The 20,248-nt window shown below is 76.0% G+C and carries 19 protein-coding genes; 13 read left to right on the forward strand and 6 right to left on the reverse strand.

The window, feature by feature from the left end; all coding sequences use genetic code 11:
- On the forward strand, positions 1-628 hold a 628-nt coding region (locus ACYVKY_RS11550), incomplete at its 5' end, for a CHAD domain-containing protein (RefSeq protein WP_460435133.1).
- A gap of 18 nt (positions 629-646) precedes the next feature.
- On the forward strand, positions 647-1,198 hold the full coding sequence (locus ACYVKY_RS11555; RefSeq protein ID WP_460435134.1) for an MOSC domain-containing protein: 552 nt from the start codon (positions 647-649) through the stop codon (positions 1,196-1,198).
- Here the strand turns inward: ACYVKY_RS11555 and ACYVKY_RS11560 are convergent.
- Positions 1,135-4,773 carry an ATP-binding protein gene (locus ACYVKY_RS11560; protein WP_460435135.1) on the reverse strand — a complete coding sequence of 1,213 codons (3,639 nt, stop codon included), beginning with the start codon at positions 4,771-4,773 and terminating at the stop codon, positions 1,135-1,137. The genes ACYVKY_RS11555 and ACYVKY_RS11560 overlap by 64 nt on opposite strands.
- Before the next feature lie 138 nt (positions 4,774-4,911).
- Between ACYVKY_RS11560 and thrS the strand changes: the two genes are divergently transcribed.
- Together thrS and ACYVKY_RS11570 are read left to right on the forward strand one after the other, a co-directional pair.
- On the forward strand, positions 4,912-6,912 hold the full coding sequence (thrS, locus tag ACYVKY_RS11565; RefSeq protein ID WP_460435136.1) for a threonine--tRNA ligase: 2,001 nt from the start codon (positions 4,912-4,914) through the stop codon (positions 6,910-6,912).
- 2 nt (positions 6,913-6,914) lie between these two features.
- Positions 6,915-7,475 carry an HIT family protein gene (locus ACYVKY_RS11570; protein ID WP_460435137.1) on the forward strand — a complete coding sequence of 187 codons (561 nt, stop codon included), beginning with the start codon at positions 6,915-6,917 and terminating at the stop codon, positions 7,473-7,475.
- Between the two features lie 17 nt (positions 7,476-7,492).
- Here the strand turns inward: ACYVKY_RS11570 and ACYVKY_RS11575 are convergent, their stop codons facing one another.
- From ACYVKY_RS11575 to ACYVKY_RS11585, 3 genes are all read right to left on the reverse strand, one after another.
- Positions 7,493-7,906, reverse strand: a complete 414-nt coding sequence (locus ACYVKY_RS11575) for a hypothetical protein (protein WP_460435138.1) — start codon at positions 7,904-7,906, stop codon at positions 7,493-7,495.
- 29 nt (positions 7,907-7,935) lie between these two features.
- Positions 7,936-8,127: a hypothetical protein gene (locus ACYVKY_RS11580; RefSeq protein ID WP_460435139.1), complete on the reverse strand. Its 192-nt coding sequence runs from the start codon at positions 8,125-8,127 to the stop codon at positions 7,936-7,938.
- Positions 8,128-8,248: 121 nt separating this feature from the next.
- Positions 8,249-10,390: an elongation factor G gene (locus ACYVKY_RS11585; protein WP_460435140.1), complete on the reverse strand. Its 2,142-nt coding sequence runs from the start codon at positions 10,388-10,390 to the stop codon at positions 8,249-8,251.
- A gap of 67 nt (positions 10,391-10,457) precedes the next feature.
- Between ACYVKY_RS11585 and pgsA the strand changes: the two genes are divergently transcribed.
- The 7 genes from pgsA to ACYVKY_RS11620 all read left to right on the forward strand — a co-directional run bounded on the left by pgsA (position 10,458) and on the right by ACYVKY_RS11620 (position 17,082).
- A complete protein-coding gene (gene pgsA / locus ACYVKY_RS11590) occupies positions 10,458-11,129 on the forward strand; it encodes a phosphatidylinositol phosphate synthase (RefSeq protein WP_460435141.1) in 672 nt (223 codons plus the stop codon).
- On the forward strand, positions 11,126-12,097 hold the full coding sequence (locus ACYVKY_RS11595) for a phosphatidylinositol mannoside acyltransferase (RefSeq protein WP_460435142.1): 972 nt from the start codon (positions 11,126-11,128) through the stop codon (positions 12,095-12,097). The genes pgsA and ACYVKY_RS11595 overlap by 4 nt, the downstream gene beginning before the upstream one ends.
- Positions 12,094-13,281, forward strand: coding sequence for a glycosyltransferase family 4 protein (locus tag ACYVKY_RS11600; RefSeq protein ID WP_460435143.1), 1,188 nt, complete (start codon positions 12,094-12,096; stop codon positions 13,279-13,281). Before ACYVKY_RS11595 ends, ACYVKY_RS11600 begins: the two co-directional genes overlap by 4 nt.
- Complete coding sequence (locus ACYVKY_RS11605) at positions 13,278-13,910, forward strand: hypothetical protein (RefSeq protein ID WP_460435144.1); 633 nt, start codon at positions 13,278-13,280, stop codon at positions 13,908-13,910. The genes ACYVKY_RS11600 and ACYVKY_RS11605 overlap by 4 nt, the downstream gene beginning before the upstream one ends.
- Complete coding sequence (locus ACYVKY_RS11610) at positions 13,907-14,956, forward strand: DUF3048 domain-containing protein (protein WP_460435145.1); 1,050 nt, start codon at positions 13,907-13,909, stop codon at positions 14,954-14,956. Before ACYVKY_RS11605 ends, ACYVKY_RS11610 begins: the two co-directional genes overlap by 4 nt.
- 63 nt (positions 14,957-15,019) lie before the next feature.
- The gene (gene pdxS, locus ACYVKY_RS11615; protein ID WP_460435146.1) at positions 15,020-15,925 is read left to right on the forward strand and encodes a pyridoxal 5'-phosphate synthase subunit PdxS; all 906 of its coding nucleotides are present in this window, start codon (positions 15,020-15,022) and stop codon (positions 15,923-15,925) included.
- Between the two features lie 158 nt (positions 15,926-16,083).
- Entirely contained in the window at positions 16,084-17,082 is a 999-nt protein-coding gene (locus tag ACYVKY_RS11620; protein ID WP_460435147.1) for a type IV toxin-antitoxin system AbiEi family antitoxin domain-containing protein, read from the forward strand.
- Here ACYVKY_RS11620 and kynU read toward each other — a convergent pair.
- A complete protein-coding gene (gene kynU, locus ACYVKY_RS11625) occupies positions 17,075-18,328 on the reverse strand; it encodes a kynureninase (protein WP_460435148.1) in 1,254 nt (417 codons plus the stop codon). The genes ACYVKY_RS11620 and kynU overlap by 8 nt on opposite strands.
- On the reverse strand, positions 18,325-18,864 hold the full coding sequence (locus ACYVKY_RS11630) for a YbaK/EbsC family protein (protein ID WP_460435149.1): 540 nt from the start codon (positions 18,862-18,864) through the stop codon (positions 18,325-18,327). The genes kynU and ACYVKY_RS11630 overlap by 4 nt, the downstream gene beginning before the upstream one ends.
- Positions 18,865-18,942: 78 nt before the next feature.
- Here ACYVKY_RS11630 and ACYVKY_RS11635 point away from each other — a divergent pair, with 78 nt between their 5' ends.
- Both ACYVKY_RS11635 and ACYVKY_RS11640 read left to right on the forward strand, forming a co-directional pair.
- Complete coding sequence (locus tag ACYVKY_RS11635) at positions 18,943-19,329, forward strand: glyoxalase superfamily protein (protein WP_460435150.1); 387 nt, start codon at positions 18,943-18,945, stop codon at positions 19,327-19,329.
- A 9-nt stretch (positions 19,330-19,338) separates the two neighbouring features.
- Positions 19,339-20,244: a TroA family protein gene (locus ACYVKY_RS11640; RefSeq protein WP_460435151.1), complete on the forward strand. Its 906-nt coding sequence runs from the start codon at positions 19,339-19,341 to the stop codon at positions 20,242-20,244.
- The last annotated feature ends 4 nt before the right edge of the window (positions 20,245-20,248 follow it).

Raw genomic sequence — 20,248 nt, forward strand, 5'->3', positions numbered from 1 at the left:
CGAGGCGGTCGCCGCCGAGCCGTCCGAGCTGGTGCTCGGCCCCGTCGCCGCCCGGGTGCGCACCGAGCTGCACCGCGACCGCGACCTCGCCGCCGCGCGCGCGCAGGACGCCCTGGCGTCCGAGCGGTACGTCCGCCTGCTCGACGCCCTCGACGCCGTCGCCGACGACCTCCCGCCGCGGCGCCGCGGTCGTCGCCCGGCGGCCGACGTCGTGCCCGAGCTGGTGCACCGCGACGCCCGCCGGGTGCACCGCGCTGCCCGGTCGGCCCGACGCGCGTCGGGGCCGGCGCACGACGCGGCGCTGCACGAGGTGCGCAAGACGGCGAAGCGGCTGCGCTACGCGGCCGAGCTGTCCGAACCGCTGGCGCGCAAGGGGTCTCGCCGTCTGCGTCGGCGGGCGAAGGCGCTGCAACAGGCCCTGGGCGAGCACCAGGACGCCGCGGTCACCCGCACCGCGCTGCGCCGTCTCGGCGTCGCCGCCCACCTCGCCGGCGAGAACGGTTTCACCTTCGGCGTCCTGCTCGGCACCGAGCGGCTGCGTGCGCACGAGGCGCAGGTGCGCGCCGACGAGGCGCTGCGGCGGCTGCCGGCTCCCGGGCGGGCCGGTCGATGGGTGGGTGGAGGCTGAGACGCCTACGCTGACGCCATGACTGAGGCGGTCGGGACGGTGCGGGCGCTGGTGCGGTACCCGCTGAAGTCGGCGGACGGCGAGGCGCTCGAGGCGGTCGCGGTCACCGCCGAGGGCCTCGAGGACGACCGGCGCTGGGCGCTGCGGTCGGCCACCGGCGAGCCCGTGACCGCGAAGGAGGTGCCCGCGCTGCGCGGGGTGCGTGCCCGCAGCATCGGGGGGCACCTGGTCGTCGAGCCCGCGGACGCGCTCACCGACCTGGTGGGCGCCGACGTGCAGGTCGAGGACGTGCCCGGCGGCCACCAGCAGGTGGCGGCCGTGCACCTGGCGAGCCACGGTGCGGTGTCGGCGCCGGACGCACCGACCGGGTGCGATCCCGAGCCGCGCGCGAACCTCGTCCTCGACCTGGCCCGGCCCGGCGCCGAACGCGGCTGGGTGGGCCGACGGGTGCGCGTCGGCGGTGCGGTGCTCGAGGTGACGCGCGAGCCGCAGCGCTGCCTCGGCGTCTACTGCTCGGTGGTCGAGGCGGGCACCGTCCGCGTCGGTGACGAGGTGCTGCTCGGCGGCTGACCGGCCAGCGCGACCAGCGCCCCGACGACGGGGGTGGCCAGCACCGCCGCCCGCACGGCGTCGTCGGTGACGGCGGACGACCGCTCCTCGACGAACCGGGCGGCGGCTGCCGGCAGCCGGTCCGCGAGCGGGTCGCCGACGGCCCGCAGCACCCGGTGGACGAGCAGCACCAGTCGTCCCGGCTCCAGCCCGCCCGGCGGGTGGCCGACGTCGAGCGCCTCGGTCGCGACCGCGCGGGCGAGGTCGGCCGCCTCCTCGGCCCGCCCGGCCTCGAGGAGCACGTCGGCGAGGTGCGCCCGCACCTCGCGCGCCTCGACCTCGAGCCCGAGCGCGAGGTGCTCGTCGAGCGAGCGGCGCAGCGGCTCGACGGCTCCCTCGGCGTCACCCTCGGCCTGCTGCACCAGGGCCTCGACCAGGCCCGCGCGCGCCACCGCGCCCGGCACCTCGCTGCGGACCGCCTCGTCGGCCGCCTCCGCGGCCGTGCGGCGTGCGGCGTCCAGGTCGCCCTCGGCCAGCTGCACGAGCACCAGCGAGAACAGTGCGAACGCCACGAAGTAGTGCAGCTCGTACTCGCGTCCCTGCGCGACCGAGCGGTCGGACCAGGCGCGGGCTGCGGTGAGATCACCTGTCTGCCGGGCGGTCTCGCCGAGCCGCAACAGGCTCGACACGACGCCCTCGGCGTCGCCGAGCTCTTCGGTGAGGGCGAGCGTCTCGAGCCCGGTGCGCAGCGCGGCGTCGAGCCGGCCCTGCTCCAGGGCGATCGAGACCAGGTTGCCCATCACGATGCCCTGCCGCAGGCGGTGGCCGCTGGCGACGAAGAACGCCAGCGCGTCCTCCGTCGCGCGCCGCGCGTCGTCGAGCCGCCCGGTCAGCTGGTGCAGGGTCGCCAGCTGCCCGGACGCCATCGCCTCGCCCTCGGCGTCGCCGGCCTCGCGGTAGGTGCGCACCGAGCGGGTGAGCAGGTCGGTCGCGGTCTCCGGCTCGTGCAGGTTGGTCGCCACCACGCCGAGCAGCCGCAGCACCTCGGCGACGTCGCGCAACGACCCCGCGTCGTGGGCCAGCGGCAGCAGCGCCGTCAGGTGCTCGCGCGCCGCCGCGTGCTGGCCGCGGAACGCCAGGCTCCGACCCGTCACCAGCAGCGCCTGCACCTCGAGGTCGCCGCGGCCGGCCTCGCGGGCGAGCCCGGCCGCCTCCTCGGCGACCGGCACGGCGTCGGCGTAGTCGGAGTGGAAGAACAGCCACCGGCCCTGCGCCACCAGCGCCCGCGCGCGCCGGGCCGGGTCGCCCACCGCGGCCTCCATCAGCGCGTCCAGCACGCGCCGCTGCTCCTCGCGCCGTCCGGCGCGGTCGAGCACCTGCTCCTGCTCCGACAGCACCTCGAACCGCAGGTCCGGGTCGTCGGCCGGTGCGTGCTCGGCCGCCTGCTCGAGCAGCGAGAGCGCCTGCGGCACAGCGAAGGCGCGGGCCGCGTGGCGCCCTGCTCGCAGCAGCCAGGACGCCGCCGCCGCGCCCTCGCCGGCCTCGAGCAGGTGGTGCGCGACCGTCGCGGCGTGCTCGTCGGCGCGACCGCTGGCCTGCACCGCCTCCTGCATCCACGCCGCGGTGAGCGAGTGGTACCTGCGGCGTCGCGGTCGCAGGAGCCCGTCGTAGGCGACGTCGCGCAGCAGCGCGTGCCGGAAGGCGAACTCGCGGGTGCGCTCGAACGCCGACGTCGGCCGCTGGTGCACGACCTCGCGGGCCCGCAGCCGCTGGTAGGCGTCCGACCGCGCGCCGTCGGCAGCGCCGTCGGCGCCGACGGCACCCTCGGCGAGGCGCTCGACGGCGCGGTCCCAGAACACGCGGCCGACGACGCTGGCCCGGTCGACGACGCCGCGCTCGTCGGGTGCCAGCGAGTCCAGGCGCGCCTGCAGGACGCCCCGCAGCGTCCCGGGGACGCTGTGCGAGGGGACCACGTCGGCGTCGACGGTCCAGCCGTCCTCGCCGGTGCGCACGACCCCCTGGTCGATGAGCCACGCGACGAGCTCCTCGATGAAGAACGGGTTGCCCTCGCTGGCGTCGACGACGAGCCGCCGCACCTGCTCCGGCACGTGCGGTGCGCGCTGCAGCACGTCGCCGACCAGCTCGCCGCTCTCGCGCCGCGACAGCGGGCCGAGCCGGACCGTCACCGCGCCGGGCAGCCCCTCGCCCCAGTGCGGGCGCAGGTCGAGCAGGGCGGGACGGGTGCTGGCCACGACGAGCACGGGGTGGCCCTGCGGCGACGCGGCGCACTCCTGCACCCAGTCGAGGCTGGCGTCGTCGGCCCAGTGCAGGTCCTCGAGCAGCAGCACGACCGGCGCCGTGCGCCCGAGCCGCCGCAGCAGCGCCCCGAGCGAGCGGCGGCCCGCGCGCTGCAGCGCCTGCGGGTCGTGCCGCCAGGCGTCCAGCCGGGGCACGTCGCCCAGGCCGAACCCGAGCCAGGCCGCGAGCGCCTCGGGGTCGACGTCCGGGTCGTCGTCGGCCATCGAGGCCAGCCCCGACACCCACGCGTCGCGCACCCGGGCGGTGTCGTCGTCGTCCTGCACGCCGAGCCGCTCGGCGAAGGCCGAGCGCAGCAGCCGGTACGGCGCCGCGCCGTCGGTGGGGGCCGTGCGCCCGCGCAGCAGCCACACCCCGGTCGGCAGCCCGGCCAGCCACGACTCGAAGTCGCTCAGCAGCCGGGTCTTGCCGATGCCGGCGTGCCCGAGCACGGTCACGACCGTCCAGCACGGCTCGGACGGCATGTCCGCGAACGCCTTCTGCAGCCGGCCGAGCTCGATCTCGCGTCCGACCGTGCGGGTCGTCACGCCCTCGACACCCCGCGTCTGCGGCCAGAACCCCTGCGACTGCGCGGAGTGCACCTGGTAGACCTCGACCGGCCCGTCGAAGCCCTTCAGCCGTGCCGCATCGAGCCGCTGCAGCGCGAACGCGCCGCGCACCTGGCGGGCGGTGGCGGCCGAGAGCAGCACGCCCCCGACCGGTGCCGCGGCCTGCAGCCGCGCGGCCCGGTTCATCGTCCCGCCCACGACCACCGGGCCGTCGTCGCCGCGCTCGCCGACCGCGCCCAGCACCACCTCGCCGGTGTCGATGCCGACCCGGACCCGCAGGCCGACCCCGTGCTCGTCCTGCACCCGGGCGTCGAGGTCGGCGAGGTCGTCCAGCGCGCGCAGCGCCGCCCGCACCGCGCGGTGCGGGTCGTCCTCGTGCGCGACCCCGGTGCCGAACACCCCCACCACGGCGTCGCCGATGAACTTCTCGACCACGCCGCCCTCCTCCTCGACGGCGTCGCGCCAGCGCCGGAAGTACGAGCGCATGACCTCGCGCATCGTCTCGGCGCCGAGCCGCGTGGTCAGCGGCGTGGAGTCGACCAGGTCGGCGAACAGGGCGGTGACGAGCTTGCGCTGCTCGCCCGGCTGCCGCAGCCGGGCCCGGCGCTCCTGCAGCGCGCCGACGGCGGCGTCGACGACGGCGTCGCCGAGGACCGCGCGCTGCGACTCCAGCGCCGCGAGCGCGCGGTCGAGGTCCTCGACGTCGTCTCCCGCGCCGGGCCCGTCCGTCATGGCGGCATGATCGTCGCGGCCCCCGGCGGTGTCGAGGGCCCGTCGCTGTCGAGGAGGAACGCGGGCGAGGCGTCGCCGGTGGCGCCGATAGCATCGGGACCGCACGCCCACCCGTTCCCGGACCGAAGGAGCCCCACCGTGCCTGCCCAGCTGACCGTCGTCGTCTCCGGGAGCGAGCGACAGGTCGAGCAGGGCACGACGGCTGCCGACGTGCTCGCCGACGCCGGTCCCGCGAACGGCCCCGAGGCCGTCGTCGTCGCCCGCGTCGACGGCGAGCTGCGCGACCTCACCCACGTCCTGGCCGACGGCGACGTCGTCGAGCCGGTCACCCTGGGCTCGCCCGACGGGCTCGCGGTGCTGCGGCACTCCACCGCCCACGTGCTGGCCCAGGCCGTGCAGGAGCTGTTCCCCGACGCGCGGCTCGGCATCGGCCCGCCCGTCACCGACGGCTTCTACTACGACTTCGACGTCGCCGAGCCGTTCACCCCGGATGACGTCAAGCGCCTCGAGAAGCAGATGCAGCGCGTCGTCAAGGAGGGCCAGACCTTCGCCCGCCGGGTGGTGTCGGACGACGACGCCCGCGCCGAGCTGGCGTCCGAGCCGTACAAGCTCGAGCTGATCGGGCTCAAGGGCGGCGGCGACGTCGCGGAGGCGGCCGAGGGCGCCGACGCCGAGGTCGGCGGCGGCGAGCTGACCATCTACGACAACCTGCGTCGTGACGGCTCGCTGGCGTGGAAGGACCTGTGCCGCGGGCCGCACCTGCCCTCGACCCGGCTGATCGGCAACGGCTGGTCGCTCATGCGCACCGCCGCGGCGTACTGGCGGGGGAGCGAGAAGAACCCGCAGCTGCAGCGGGTCTACGGCACCGCGTGGCCCACCAAGGACGACCTGGTCGCCCACAAGGAGCGGCTCGCCGAGGCCGAGCGACGCGACCACCGCAAGCTGGGCGCCGAGCTCGACCTGTTCTCGTTCCCGGACGAGATCGGTTCGGGGCTGCCGGTCTTCCATCCCAAGGGCGGGGTGATCAAGCGCGAGATGGAGGACTACGTCCGCCGCCGGCACATCGAGGAGGGCTTCGAGTACGTCGGCACCCCGCACATCGCCAAGGAGGGGCTGTTCCACACCTCCGGGCACCTGCCGTACTACGCCGAGGGCATGTTCCCGGCGGTCGAGGTCGACGCCGGCGCCTACCGCATCAAGGCGATGAACTGCCCGATGCACAACCTGATCTACCGCTCGCGCGGCCGCTCCTACCGCGAGCTGCCGCTGCGGCTGTTCGAGTTCGGGCACGTCTACCGCAACGAGAAGTCCGGCGTGGTGCACGGGCTCACCCGCGTCCGCGGGTTCGCGCAGGACGACTCGCACTCCTACGTCACCGCCGAGCAGGCGCCGGGTGAGATCAAGCACCTGCTCGACTTCTGCCTCAGCCTGTTCCGCGACTTCGGCCTCGACGACTTCTACCTCGAGCTCTCCACCCGCGACGACGCGAAGAAGGACAAGTTCATCGGGGACGACGAGGAGTGGGAGGTCGCCACCAAGGTGCTCGAGGACGTCGCGCTCGGTGCGGGCCTCGAGCTCGTCGCCGACCCCGGCGGCGCCGCCTACTACGGGCCGAAGATCTCGGTGCAGGCCCGCGACGCCATCGGCCGCACCTGGCAGATGTCGACCATCCAGTACGACTTCAACCAGCCGCGCGGCTTCGAGCTCGAGTACCAGGCGGCCGACGGCACCCGGCAGCGCCCGGTGATGATCCACTCGGCGAAGTTCGGCTCGATCGAGCGGTTCATCGGCGTCCTCACCGAGCACTACGCGGGCGCGTTCCCGCCCTGGCTGTCGCCGGTGCAGGTCACCTGCGTCCCCGTCGCCGAGCCGTTCGTCGACCACCTCTGGGAGGTGGCGAGGAAGCTGAAGGCGCACGGCATCCGGGTCGAGGTCGACGAGTCCGACGACCGGTTCCCGAAGAAGATCCGCAACGCCACCAAGTCGAAGGTGCCGTTCGTCCTCATCGCCGGGGGCGAGGACGCCGAGGCCGGCGCGGTGAGCTTCCGCTTCCGCGACGGGTCGCAGGACAACGGCGTCCCCGTCGACGAGGCCGTCGCGCGGGTCGTGGAGGCCGTCCGCACCCGGTCCCAGGTCTGAGCGTGGCCGACGACGCGGCCCGCGAGCCGCGGGCCGACCACCCGGGGGACCCGGACGCGTTCGAGCGGCTGTGGACGCCGCACCGGATGGTCTACCTCGAGGGCGAGGACAAGCCGCAGGACGGCGACGAGGGGCCGCAGTGCCCGTTCTGCCGCGCCGCGACGAGCGAGGACGACGTGGCCTCGCTCGTCGTCGCGCGCGGCGAGGTGGCCTACGTCGTGCTGAACCTCTACCCGTACAACCCCGGTCACCTCCTGGTGTGCCCGTACCGGCACGTCGCCGACTACACCGACCTCACCGACGACGAGGTGGCCGAGGTGGCCGCGCTGACGCGCACCGCGATGCGGGTCGTGCGGTCGGTGTCGGCGCCGCACGGGTTCAACCTCGGTCTCAATCAGGGCGAGGTCGCGGGCGCGGGCATCGCGGCGCACCTGCACCAGCACGTGGTGCCGCGCTGGGGCGGCGACGCGAACTTCCTGCCGGTCGTGGCGCGCACCAAGGCGCTGCCGCAGCTGCTGGGGGACACCCGCGACCGGCTCGCGGCGGCCTGGCCGACCGCCTGACCTCGGTCGCTCTGACGTCAGTCGCCGCGGCGCAGCCGTCCGGTCGCCACGAGGTCGAGCGCCACGTCGTGGAAGGACAGGACCGACTCGCCGCCGTCGAGGCCGTGCTCGACCACCTTCGCGACCTTGTCGAACGGGAACGCGGCGTCGCCGTTCGCGAAGACGACCGCCCAGCGCCCGTCGACGAGCGCCCACCGGGCGTCCGCCGCGCGCACCAGGCACTCGCCGACGAAGCTCGCCACGACGGCGGCCAGCCCGCCGTCCGGCGCGACGTCCACCCGCGCGCGGGTCCGCTCCAGGTAGCCCTCGACCCACGCGACGCCGTCGCGGTCCAGCTGCAGCCCGCCCTCGACCAGCGGGCCGAGCTCGTCGAGCGCCAGCCGGACGTTCGCCTCGATGGCGGCGCGGCCGCGTGCCTCGTCCTCGTCCACGCGGGCGAGGGTACGTCGGCGCGGCGCGCTCAGCCGGCCGCGGGACGGCGGGCGGCGAGCGCCGAGCCGGTGCGCTGCACGGCGGGCGCGAACGGCCGGTCGAAGGCCGACAGGTCGACCCGGGCCTCGCCCTCGCGGTAGATCACCCGCGGCCCCGACAGCGTGTCGAGGATGAGCTGGCAGCGGGCAACGTCGTCGTCGGCGTGCAGGTCGGTCCCCATGCGTCCCATGATGCGCCGCGCCGGGACCGTCGTCGCCGTGCGTGCGGTGGGTCCACCCGGACGGCCGCGCGGGTGCCCCGTCCGGCCCCGTGCGCGGGCGCCTGCGAGCGGGGCGGCGACCTCAGCCGGACGTCAGCCGGTCGGCCACGTGCGGCGGAGCGGGTGAGTGCTGCGCGTAGGAACGGGTGAACGTCCCGGTGCCGTGCGCGATGGCGCGCAGGTCGACGGCGTAGCGGGTGAGCTCGAACGAGGGCACCTGGGCGCGCACCCGGGTGCGCCCCGACCCGTCCGGCTCGGAGCCGGTGACGCGGGCGCGGCGGCCGGACAGGTCGGCCATCACGGCACCGACGAACTCGTCGTCGACGACGACGTCGACCTCGTCGACCGGCTCGAGGAACGCGATCCCGGCGGCGGTGGCGGCCTCGGTCAGCGCGAGGGCGCCGGCGGTCATGAAGGCCGCGTCGGAGGAGTCGACGCTGTGCGCCTTGCCGCCGGTGAGCGTCACCCGGACGTCGACCATCGGGTACCCGGCGCGGACGCCCTTCGCGAGCTGCGCCCGCACGCCCTTCTCGACGCTGCCGACGAACTGGCGGGGCACCGACCCGCCGACCACGCGGTCGACGAACTCGAAGCCGCCGCCCTGCTCCAGCGGCGCCACCTCGAGGTCGACGACGGCGTACTGGCCGTGCCCGCCGCTCTGCTTCACGTGCCGGCCGTGCCCGGTCGCCGTCCCGGTCACCGTCTCGCGCACGGCGACCCGCACCGGCGCGGTGACGGCCTGCACGCCGCTGCGCGCCGCGAGCCGCTCGAGCAGCACCTCCAGGTGCGCCTCGCCCATGCACCAGAGCACCTGCTGGCCGGTGTCGGGGTCGACGACGACGCGGGCGGTGGGGTCCTCGGCCTGCAGCCGCGCCAGGCCGTGCACGAGCTTGTCCTCCTGCGCGGTCGACGGTGCCGAGATCGCCACCGGCAGCAGCGGTTCCGGCAGCACCCACGGTTCCATCAGCGCCGGGTCGGACGGTGAGGACAGCGTGTCGGCGGTCTCCGCGTGGAGCAGCTTGCTCACCGCGACGACGTCGCCGGCCACCGCCTCGGGGACGGGCACGAGCGTCGCCCCCTGCGGCAGCGAGATGCCGGCGGCGCGCTCGTCGACGTCGTGGCCCTCCTGCGAGACCTCGCCGCGCTCGGAGACCAGGTGCCCGCTGACGTGCACCTCGTCGCTGGCGGTCAGGCGCCCGGAGAAGACCCGCACCAGGCTGATCCGGCCGACGTAGGGGTCCGAGGTCGTCTTCACGACCTCGGCGACGAGCGGGCCGTCGGGGTCGGCGGTGGCCGCCGCCCGGGGCGAGCCGTCGGGACGGGTGACGCGCGGCAGCGGGTGCTCGTCCGGGCCGGGCAGGCCGCGCACGACGACCTCGACGAGCTCGCGGACGCCGAGCCCCGACGTGGGCACCGCCGGCAGCACCGGGAAGAACGAACCGCGCGCGACGGCGGCCTCGAGGTCGGTGACGAGCTGGTCGTACGACACCCGCTTGCCCTCGAGGTAGCGGTCGAGCAGGTCGTCGTCCTCGGACTCGGCGATGATCCCCTCGACCAGCTGGTTGCGCCGCTCCTGCGCCGCCTCGACGTGCCCCGGCTCGGCGGGCCGGGCCTCCAGCTCGCCGGACGAGGTGTCGAACACCGTCCACGACAGCAGGCCGAGCAGGGCCACCGGCACCTCGTCGTCGCCGAGCATCGGCAGGTACAGCGGCTGCACCCCCTCGCCGAAGACGCGCTGGCAGATCTCCAGGACGGTGTCGAAGTCGGCCCGGGGGCGGTCGAGGTGGGTGACCACGACCACGCGCGGCATGCCGACGGCGGCGCACTCGTCCCAGGCGAGCCGGGTCGCGCCGTCGACCCCGTCGACGGCCGAGACGACGAACAGGGCCGCGTCGGCGGCGCGCAGCCCGGCCCGCAGCTCGCCGACGAAGTCCGGGTGGCCGGGGGTGTCGAGGAAGGTGAGCCGGACGTCGGTGCCCGGCTCGGTCGGGTGGGGGACCGTCGTGTGCGCGACCGACAGCGCCACCGAGCGACCGAGCCGCTTCTCGACGTCGTCGTGGTCGCAGACCGTCGTGCCGTCGGCCACGGACCCGGCGCGCGGGATCGCCCCGGTGCCGGCGAGGACGGCCTCGACCAGCGAGGTCTTGCCCGCTCCCGCGTGGCCCACGAGCACGACGTTGCGGACGGTCCCGGCCCGCGTCCCTGCGTCCGTCCGCTGCGACATGCGACCAGTCCTACCGCGTCCGGAGGTGCCCTGACGAGTGCCCCGACCCCACTACCCTGAGGGCGCCATGCTCACCCAGCACCTGCGCCGCCTCGGTGCCGCGCTCTTCACCCCGGTCGCCCGCGCGCTCGTGCGGCTCGGCGTCTCGCCCGACGCCGTCACCGTCGCCGGCACGGTCGGCACCGTCGTCGCCGCCCTGTGGTTCCTGCCGCGCGGCGAGTTCGTCGTCGGGGCGCTGGTGATCACGGTCGTCGTCCTGGCCGACTCGGTCGACGGGATGATGGCGCGGCTGCTCGCGGCCCGCGGCGTGCGCCGCTCGGGGACCTGGGGGGCGTTCCTCGACTCCACCCTCGATCGGGTCGCCGACGGCGCGCTCTTCGTCGGCCTGGTGCTGTGGTTCGCCCGGCCCGACGGCGCCGCGGTCGACCGCGCGGGCCTGGCCGCCGCGCTGGCGTGCCTCGTGCTCGGCTCGGTCGTGCCCTACGCCCGTGCCCGCGCCGAGGGGCTCGGCATGACCGCCACCGGCGGCATCGCCGAGCGGGCCGACCGCATCCTCGTCGTGCTCGTCGCCGTCTTCGCCGACGGGCTCGGCCTCCCGCCGGTGGTGCTGGTGGTGGTGCTCGCGCTGCTCGCGCTCGCGGCCGCCGTCACCGTCGTCCAGCGGATGGCGCAGGTGCACCGGCAGGCGCGCACCGCGCTCGACGCCGAGCCCCCGGCCGCCGCGGTGACCGGACGGTGAGGCGCCGGCTCTCGGCCCTGGTCTACCTGGGCGGCTGGCGGGTCGTCCGGCTCCTGCCGGCGCCGCTGGCGTACGGGCTGTTCCGCCTCGTCGCCGACCTGGCCTGGTGGCGCGGCGTCGGGGGCGTGCGGCGGCTCGGGACCAACCTCGGTCGCGTCCGTCCCGACCTGGCGCCGGACGAGCTGCGGGCGCTCACCCGCGAGGGGATGCGGTCGTACCTGCGCTACTGGTGCGACTCGTTCCGGCTGCCGTCCTGGTCGCCGGAGCAGGTGCGCGCGTCCGTGCGGGTCGAGGGCGACGTCCCGGTGCGGGAGGCGCTGGCGTCCGGTCGCGGGGTGGTGGCCGCCCTGGCGCACCAGGGCAACTGGGACCTCGCGGGTGCCTGGTCGGCGCTCGACCTGCACCGGGTCACGACCGTCGCCGAGCGGCTCGAGCCGGTCGAGGTCTACGACGCCTTCGTCGCCTACCGCACCCGCATCGGCATCGACGTGCTGGCCCTCGGCGACGACGGGGTGTTCACGTCGCTGGTGCGGGTGCTGCGCGGCGGCGGCCTGGTGCCCCTGCTGTGCGACCGCGACCTCAGCCGCACCGGCGTGGAGGTCGACCTGGTCGGCCACCGGGCGCGGGTGGCCGCCGGGCCGGCGTCGCTGGCCGAGGTCACCGGCGCGCTGCTGACGCCGGTGAGCATCTGGTACGAGCGGGTGCCGCGCGCCGAGCGCCGCTCCGTCGGCGGCGGGTCGGGGTACCGCACCGTGATCCGGTTCGGCGAGCCGATCGAGCCGCCGGCCGCCGACGGCCGTGCCGCGCGCGTGCAGGCGCTCACCCAGGCGGTCGCCGACGGGCTCGGCCGGGGCATCGCCGAGCACCCGCAGGACTGGCACATGCTGCAGCCCGTCTTCGTCGACGACCTCGACCGGGCGCGGCTGGCCCGCGCGCACGGGGACGCGACCCGCGGGGCGGCGACGTGAGGCTCGGCATCGTCTGCCCGTACTCGCTCGACGTCCCGGGCGGCGTGCAGTTCCACATCCGCGACCTGGCCGAGCACCTGATCGGGCTCGGGCACGAGGTCAGCGTCCTGGCGCCGGCCGACGACGACACCCCGGTGCCGCCGTACGTCGTGCCGGCCGGGCGCGCGCTGCCCGTCCCGTACAACGGCTCGGTCGCGCGGCTCACCTTCGGCCCGCTGACGTCGGCCCGGGTGCGCCGCTGGCTCTCGGAGGGCGACTTCGACCTCGTGCACCTGCACGAGCCGCAGATCCCGAGCCTGTCGCTCATCACGCTGTGGGCCTCGGACGAGGTGCCGGTCGTGGCCACGTTCCACACCTCGATCGAGCGCTCCCGGGTGCTGACGGTGTCGTACCCGTTCCTGCGGCCGGCGATGGAGAAGATCTCCGCGCGCGTCGCGGTGAGCGAGGACGCCCGGCGCACCCTCGTCGAGCACCTCGGCGGCGACGCCGTCGTCATCCCGAACGGCGTCGACTGCTCGGCGTTCACCTCGGCCACGCCGCAGGAGCGCTGGCGCGGCACCCCCGAGCGGCGCACGCTCGCGTTCCTCGGCCGGATCGACGAGCCCCGCAAGGGCCTGCAGGTGCTGGCCGACGCGTTCGGCCGCGTCCGGCGCGAGGTGCCGGGCGTGCACCTGTTCGTCGCCGGGCGGGGCGACCTCGACGAGGGCCGCGAGCGGTTCGGCGCCGACGCCGAGGCGGTCACCTTCCTCGGCGAGGTCAGCGAGCGCGACAAGGCCGACCTGCTGGCGTCGGTCGACGCCTACGTCGCCCCGCAGACCGGCGGCGAGAGCTTCGGCATCGTGCTCGTCGAGGCGATGAGCGCCGGCGCGGCGGTGGTGGCGAGCGACCTGGGCGCCTTCCGCCGCGTGCTCGACGAGGGCCGCTGCGGCGCGCTGTTCACCACCGGCGACCCGGCGTCCCTGGCCAGGCGCCTGGTCGAGGTGCTGCACGACGACGACGCCCGCGCGGGCCTGCGCGAGCGGGGCTCGCAGTGGGTGCGCCGCTACGACTGGGACACCGTCGCCGACCAGCTGCTCGAGGTGTACGCGATGGTCGCGCCCGGCCGCGAGCCGCGTCCCGCCGGCGAGGAGGACGACGACGAGGAGAGCCTCGGCCGCCGCCTGCTCGGGCGGTGGCGCCGGTGAGCGGCGCCGACCTGTGGCTGCCGCTGCTGCTCCTCGTCGCGGCGGCCGTGGTGGCCCTCGGCTGGTACCTGCTGTTCTGCGCGCGCCGGCTCGACCGGCTGCACCGCCGGGTCGAGGGCGCGGCGGTCGCCCTCGACGACCAGCTGCTGCGGCGCGCCCAGGCGGCGCTCGAGCTCACCGCCACCGGGACGCTCGACCCGGCGAGCGCCCTGCTGGTGGCCGGTGCCGCCGCCACGGCCCTGGAGGCGGGCGAGGGGCGTGCCGCCCAGGTCGCCCTCGACCCGTTCTCGCGCAGCCGGCTCGAGGCGCTGAGCGAGGAGCGCGAGTCGGCCGAGAGCGACCTGTCCCGGGCGCTGCGGGCCACGCTCGACCCGCTGCCGGACGACCACCCCGCCCGCACCGACCACCTGCTCGACCAGCTCGGTGCGCTCGGCCACCGGGTCGCGCTGGCCCGGCGGTTCCACAACGACGCGGTGAGCCACGCCACCGCGCTGCGGCGCAAGCGCCTGGTGCGGTGGGCCCGCCTGGCCGGCAGCGCACCCCGGCCGCGGACCGTCGACTTCGACGACGCCCCGTTCCGGGCCGCTCCGCAGGACGGGCCGCGCACCGGGCTACCGTCGGTGCCGTGACCCGCTCGACCCGTCGTCCCCCGCTCGTCCGCGTCCTCGCGCTGCTCGGCGCCGCCCTGCTGGCCACCGGTCTGGCCGCCTGCTCGGACGAGCCGGAGGCCGAGCCCACGGCGGCCCCCACGACCACCACGCGGGCCCCGGTGGTGTCGGAGAACACCGAGACCGTCGCGCCGGTGCTGCGCAGCAGCGTCCTCACCGGCCTGCCGGTCGCCGACGGTCCCGTGCTCGCGGTGAAGATCGACAACACGGCCAAGGCGCGGCCGCGGGTCGGCATCAACAGCGCCGACGTCGTCTACGTCGAGCCGGTCGAGGGCGGCGCCACCCGGCTGAACGCGGTGTTCTCGACCCGGATGCCGGCGCAGGTCGGCCCGGTCCGCAGCGCCCGGGTGTCCGACGGCAGCATCCTGCAGCCCTACGGGCCGGTGGCGTTCGCCTACTCGGGCGGCTCCGAGGGCACGGTGGTCCAGCTGCGGCAGACGCCGCTCGTGCACGTCAGCATGGACACCTCGGGCGAGGGCTTCCGCCGCGAGGGCGGTCGGTCCGCCCCCTACAACGTCATCGGCGACCCGGCGGCCCTGCTCGCGCGGGCCGGCGGCAGCGTCGCCCCCGCCGACATCGGGTTCCGGTTCGGCCCGCTGCCCGCCGGCGGGACCCCCGTGTCGAGCGGCGCCACCCGCTACAACCTCGCCCTGCTGCAGTTCGTCTGGAGCGCGGGCGAGCAGCGCTGGCTGCTCACCACCGACGGCACCGCCGACGTCGACTCCGAGGGCAAGCAGGTCGGACCGACGACCGTGGTCTTCCAGCAGGTGCCCGTCGTCGCGAGCGGCAACCGCGACGTCACCGGCGCCGTCACCCCCGACGTCGTGCTGACCGGCTCGGGCCAGGCCACCGTGCTGCGCGACGGGCAGGCGTTCAACGCCCAGTGGTCGCGCCCGGAGGGGTCGGCGACCACCTCGTTCACGCTGAACGGCGCCGAGATGCCGTTCGCCGCGGGCCAGGTGTGGGTGGTGCTCGTCTCGCCCACCCAGGGTGTGACCCTGGGCTGACGGGGTCCTACCCTCGTCCCGTCACCTGCGGCCGTCGGCCGCGCACGAGCACTGCGAGGAAGCATGTCCGGCGAGACCAGCACCGAGCCCACCACCGGCACCACGCGCGTCAAGCGCGGCATGGCCGAGATGCTCAAGGGCGGCGTCATCATGGACGTCGTCACCCCCGAGCAGGCCCGCATCGCCGAGGACGCCGGCGCCGTCGCCGTGATGGCCCTCGAGCGCGTCCCCGCCGACATCCGCGCCCAGGGCGGCGTCTCGCGGATGAGCGACCCCGACATGATCGACGGCATCATCGAGGCCGTCTCGATCCCGGTCATGGCCAAGGCCCGCATCGGGCACTTCGCCGAGGCGCAGGTGCTGCAGTCGCTCGGCGTCGACTACGTCGACGAGTCCGAGGTGCTGACCCCGGCCGACTACGCCAACCACATCGACAAGTGGAAGTTCACCGTCCCCTTCGTCTGCGGCGCCACCAACCTCGGCGAGGCGCTGCGGCGCATCACCGAGGGCGCGGCGATGATCCGCTCCAAGGGCGAGGCCGGCACCGGCGACGTCTCGAACGCCGTCACGCACATGCGCACGATCCGCGCCGAGCTGAACCGGCTGCGCTCGCTGTCGCCGGACGAGCTGTACGTGGCCGCCAAGGAGCTGCAGGCGCCGTACGACCTGGTGGCCGAGGTCGCCTCCACCGGCAAGCTGCCGGTCGTGCTGTTCACCGCGGGCGGCATCGCCACCCCCGCCGACGCCGCGATGATGATGCAGCTCGGCGCCGAGGGCGTCTTCGTCGGCTCCGGCATCTTCAAGTCGGGCAACCCGGCCGAGCGCGCCGCCGCGATCGTCAAGGCCACCACCTTCCACGACGACCCCGCGATGGTCGCCAAGGTCTCGCGCGGCCTGGGCGAGGCCATGGTCGGCATCAACGTCGACGAGATCCCGCAGCCCCACCGCCTCGCCGAGCGCGGCTGGTAGGCGCCCGCAACCCGAAGACCTCGGCGCCGGACCCCCGTGGAGGGGTCCGGCGCCGAGGTCTTTCGCCGCGTCGTCCACAGGAACTCCGGATGGCGCGTCGTCCACAGCGGCTCGTCCGCGCGCGGCCCCGGGCTGCCCCGGTGCGGCAGCCTCGCCGGGTGCCCGACGACCTCTTCCAGCACGTCCGCCGGCAGGCGGGTGCGGTGACGCGCGCCCAGGTGCTGGCGAGCGGCCGCACCCGCAAGTGGCTCGAGTGCCGCGTGCGCACCGGACGGTGGGTGCGCGTCCTGCCCTGCGTCTACGTCACCCACGCGGGACCGCGGGGGTGGCGCACCCGTGCCTGGGCCGCGGTGCTGTACGCCGGGCCAGGTGCGGCGCTCGCCGGGCGCGCAGCGGCGTTCGAGCTCGGCATGACCAGGCGCGCACCGGACGTCGTCGAGGTCGCGGTGCCGGCGCCGCGGCAGGTGCGGGACGTGCCCGGTGTGCGCGTCCGGAGCCGGGTCGACCTCGACCGCGCCGTCGCCCGGGTCCTGCCGCCGCGCACCCGTGCCCCGGAGACCGTGGTCGACCTGCTGCCCGCCTGCCGCGACGCCGACGCGGTGGTCGCCCTGCTCTGCGAGGGCGTCCGGGCGGGGGTGCACCCGCAGTCCGTGCGCGAGCTGCTCGTGCCCCGACCGCGCTGGCGCTGGCGGGGGCTCGCGCTGCAGGCGCTGCAGGAGTGCGAAGCCGGCGTCGAGTCGCCGCTGGAGCTGCGCTTCCACCGCGACGTGGTCCGCCGGCACGGCCTGCCGCGCTTCGAGGCGCAGGTGCGCGAGCGGCTCGACGGCTGGTGGATCCGCGCCGACGCCCGGTGCCGGGTCGCCCCGGTGCGGGCCGAGCTGGACGGGCGGCTCGCCCACCCGGGCGGGCGCACGGCCGCGGACACCTGGCGCGACAACGAGGTCGTGATCGGGACGACGGAGATCACCCTGCGGTACCGCTGGGAGCACGTCGCCGGTGCCCCGTGCAGCACCGCGGCGCAGGTCGTCCGGGCGCTGCGGTCGCGCGGGTGGACGGGGCGTGCCCGCCCGTGCCGGCCGGGCTGCCCGGTCGGGGGCGAAGACCGTGGCGCCGGACCCCCGTGGAGGGGTCCGGCGCCGAGGTCTTCGACTACGTGACGGTGGGGCGGACGGCGTACCGCTCGTCCAGGTGCTCCTCCGCGTCGAGCACGCCGGCGAGGTGCTCGGCGGCGGCGAGCGCGTCGGCGTGCGAGAGGTAGAGCGGGGCGAAGCCGAGCCGGACGATGTCGGGCTCGCGGAAGTCGCCGACCACCCCGCGGGCGATCAGCGCCTGCACGACGCCCCAGGCCTGCGGGTGCCGCACGGCCACCTGGGAGCCGCGGCGGCGCGGGTCGCGCGGGGTGGCCACCTCGAGGCCGGGCAGCAGGGCGTCGAGGCACTCTAGGAAGAACCCCGTGAGGGTGGACGACTTCGCCCGCACGTCGGCCAGCGGCAGCCCGTCGTAGGCGGTCAGCGCGGCCTCGAGCGCGAGCACCGACAGCAGCGGGGGCGTGCCGACGCGGGTGCGGGCGATGCCCTCGCCCGCCGCGTACGAGCCCTCCATGGCGAACGGGCGGGCGTGGCCGTGCCAGCCGGTCAGCGGGTGGTCGAAGGCGTCCTGGTGGCGGTGGGCGACGTAGACGAACGCCGGCGCCCCCGGGCCGCCGTTGAGGTACTTGTAGCCGCAGCCGGCGGCGAGGTCGGCACCGTGCTCGTCGAGCCCGACCTCGATCACGCCGGCGGAGTGGCAGAGGTCCCAGATCGCCAGCGCGCCGACCTCGTGCGCTGCCGTGGTGATTGCCGGCAGGTCCCACAGCTCGCCCGTGCGGTAGTCGACCTGCGACACCGACACCAGGGCCACGTCGTCGGCGTGCTCGCGGATCACGTCCGGCATGAGATCCGGTGTCGCGTGGACGATCTCGAGCCCGGCGACGCGGGCCGCCCCCTCGAGCACGTACTGGTCGGTGGGGAAGACGCCCGGGTCCGAGACCGCCACCCGGCGACCGGGACGCATCCGCGCCGCGGCGACGAAGCACTTGAACAGGTTCACCGAGGTGGAGTCGCCGACCGCCACCTGCCCCGGTGCCGCGCCGACCAGCGCGCCGACGGCGTCACCGACGCGCAGCGGCGCGTCCCACCAGCCGTGGGTGTTCCACGACGCGATCAGGTCGGTGCCCCACTGCTGCCGGACCACGTCGGCCACCGCGTCCGGCACCGCGCGGGGGAGGGCGCCGAGCGAGTTGCCGTCGAGGTAGATCGTGCCCCCGGGCAGGTCGAAGCGGTCGCGGGCGTGCCCGACCGGGTCGGCGGCGTCGAGCGCGGCGGCGCGGGCGGCGAGCTCCTCGCGGGACGGCAGCAGGCTCACCGTCCGAGTCCCTCGACGACCTCGGCGCCCGGCAGGGCGGCGACCGCCGCCCCGGGCAGCACCAGCTTCGAGCGGCGCAGACCGCTGCCGACCACGACCCACGGCGCGGCCGCGACGGCGGCGTCGACGAGCAGCAGCCAGCCGTCCGGCCTGCCGACGGGTGTGATGCCGCCGTACTCCATGCCGGTCAGCTCGACCGCGTCGTCCATCGGTGCGAACGAGGCCCGCCGCGCGTCCAACCGCTTGCGCACCAGCCCGTTCACGTCCGCGCGGGTGGTGGCGAGCACGACGCAGGCCGCGTACCGGACGGCGTCGCCGCGGCGGCCGGCGACGACCACGCAGTTCGCCGAGGCGTCGAGCGGGACGTCGTACGCCTCGCAGAACGCGGCGGTGTCGGCGAGGTCGGGGTCGATCACCCCGACCCGGGCCTGGTCGACCGAGCCGATCACACCGGCCACCGCCGGTGCGAGCAGCTCGAGCCCCTCGAGCGCGAGGACGGTGGGCAGCCCGGGGAAGGGCTCGGTCGGGTCGGTCACCCGGTCATCCTGGCCCACGCCGCGACCGGGCGCCGAGGAGGACACCACGTGACCGCTTCCGTGCGTAGCGTCCTGCCCATGGAGATCAGGCTGGAGCTGGTGGCGGTGCCCGTGTCCGACGTCGACCGGGCGAAGGCGTTCTACGCGGACGGGCTGGGCTTCGTCGTCGACCACGACCACGTGGTCAGCGACGACGTGCGCTTCGTGCAGCTGACCCCGCCGGGGTCGGGCTGCTCGATCGCGATCGGCCAGGGGCTCACGCAGATGGCGCCGGGCTCGCTCGACAACCTGCAGTGCGTCGTCGCCGACGCCGACGCGACCCGCGCGTACCTGCGCGAGCGCGGGGTCGACGCGAGCGAGGTCGACGACCAGCCGTGGGGCCGGTTCGTCCACGTCCAGGACCCGGACGGCAACTCCTGGTCGTTCCAGCAGCTGCCGGACTGGTCGGCGAACGCCGGCGGCTAGCCTCGCCGCGTGCCCGGGATCGTGTCGCTGCTGCCGTCGGCGACCGAGTGGGTCTACGCGCTCGGGCTGCAGGACGACCTGCGCGGCGTCACCTTCGAGTGCGACGAGCCGGTGTCGGCCCGCGCCGACCACCGCGTCGTCGTCACCGGGCTGGCGACCGAGGGCCTGACGCCGGGGGAGATCGACGCGCAGGTCAAGGCCCGGGTGCGCGCCGGCCTCGGCCTGTACGACCTCGACGCCGCCGCGATGGCCGAGATCGCCCCCGACCTGGTGCTCACCCAGGACCTGTGCCGGGTGTGCGCCCTGCCCGCCGGTGAGGCCGAGGCCGCGCTCGACGCCGCCGGGTGCCCCGGCGCCGTCGTCACGCTCGATCCGCACCGGCTCGACGAGGTGCTCGACGGCGCGCTCGCCGTCGGCGCGGCGTCCGGGCGCGCGGACGAGGGGGAGCGGCTGCGCGACGCGCTCTCCCGGCGGCTCGACGCGGTGGCGTCCGCCGTCGCCGGCCGTCCGCGCCCGCGGGTGCTCGTGCTGGAGTGGACCGACCCCGCCTACCTCGCCGGGCACTGGGTGCCCGACCTCGTCGTCGCCGCCGGCGGCGAGCCGGTGCTGGCCGCGCCCGGGGGAGTCAGCACGGGGGTCGGCTGGGACGCCGTGACGGGCGCGCAGGCCGACGTGGTCGTCGTCGCGCCGTGCGGCTTCGGGCTCGACGACGCCGTCGAGCAGGCCCGCTCCGTCCTGGGACGCCTGCCCGCCGCGCAGGTGTGGGCGGTCGACGCCGGGGCGCTCGTCACCCGTCCCGGGCCGCGCGTCGTCGACGGCGTCGAGGCGCTGGCCTGGGCGCTGCACGGTGACGCGGTGCCCGTGCCGCCGGACGGGAGCGTGGCGCGGGTCCGTGACGGTGCCGCCTCGTCCTAACGGC

Source organism: Angustibacter speluncae (assembly GCF_054777815.1).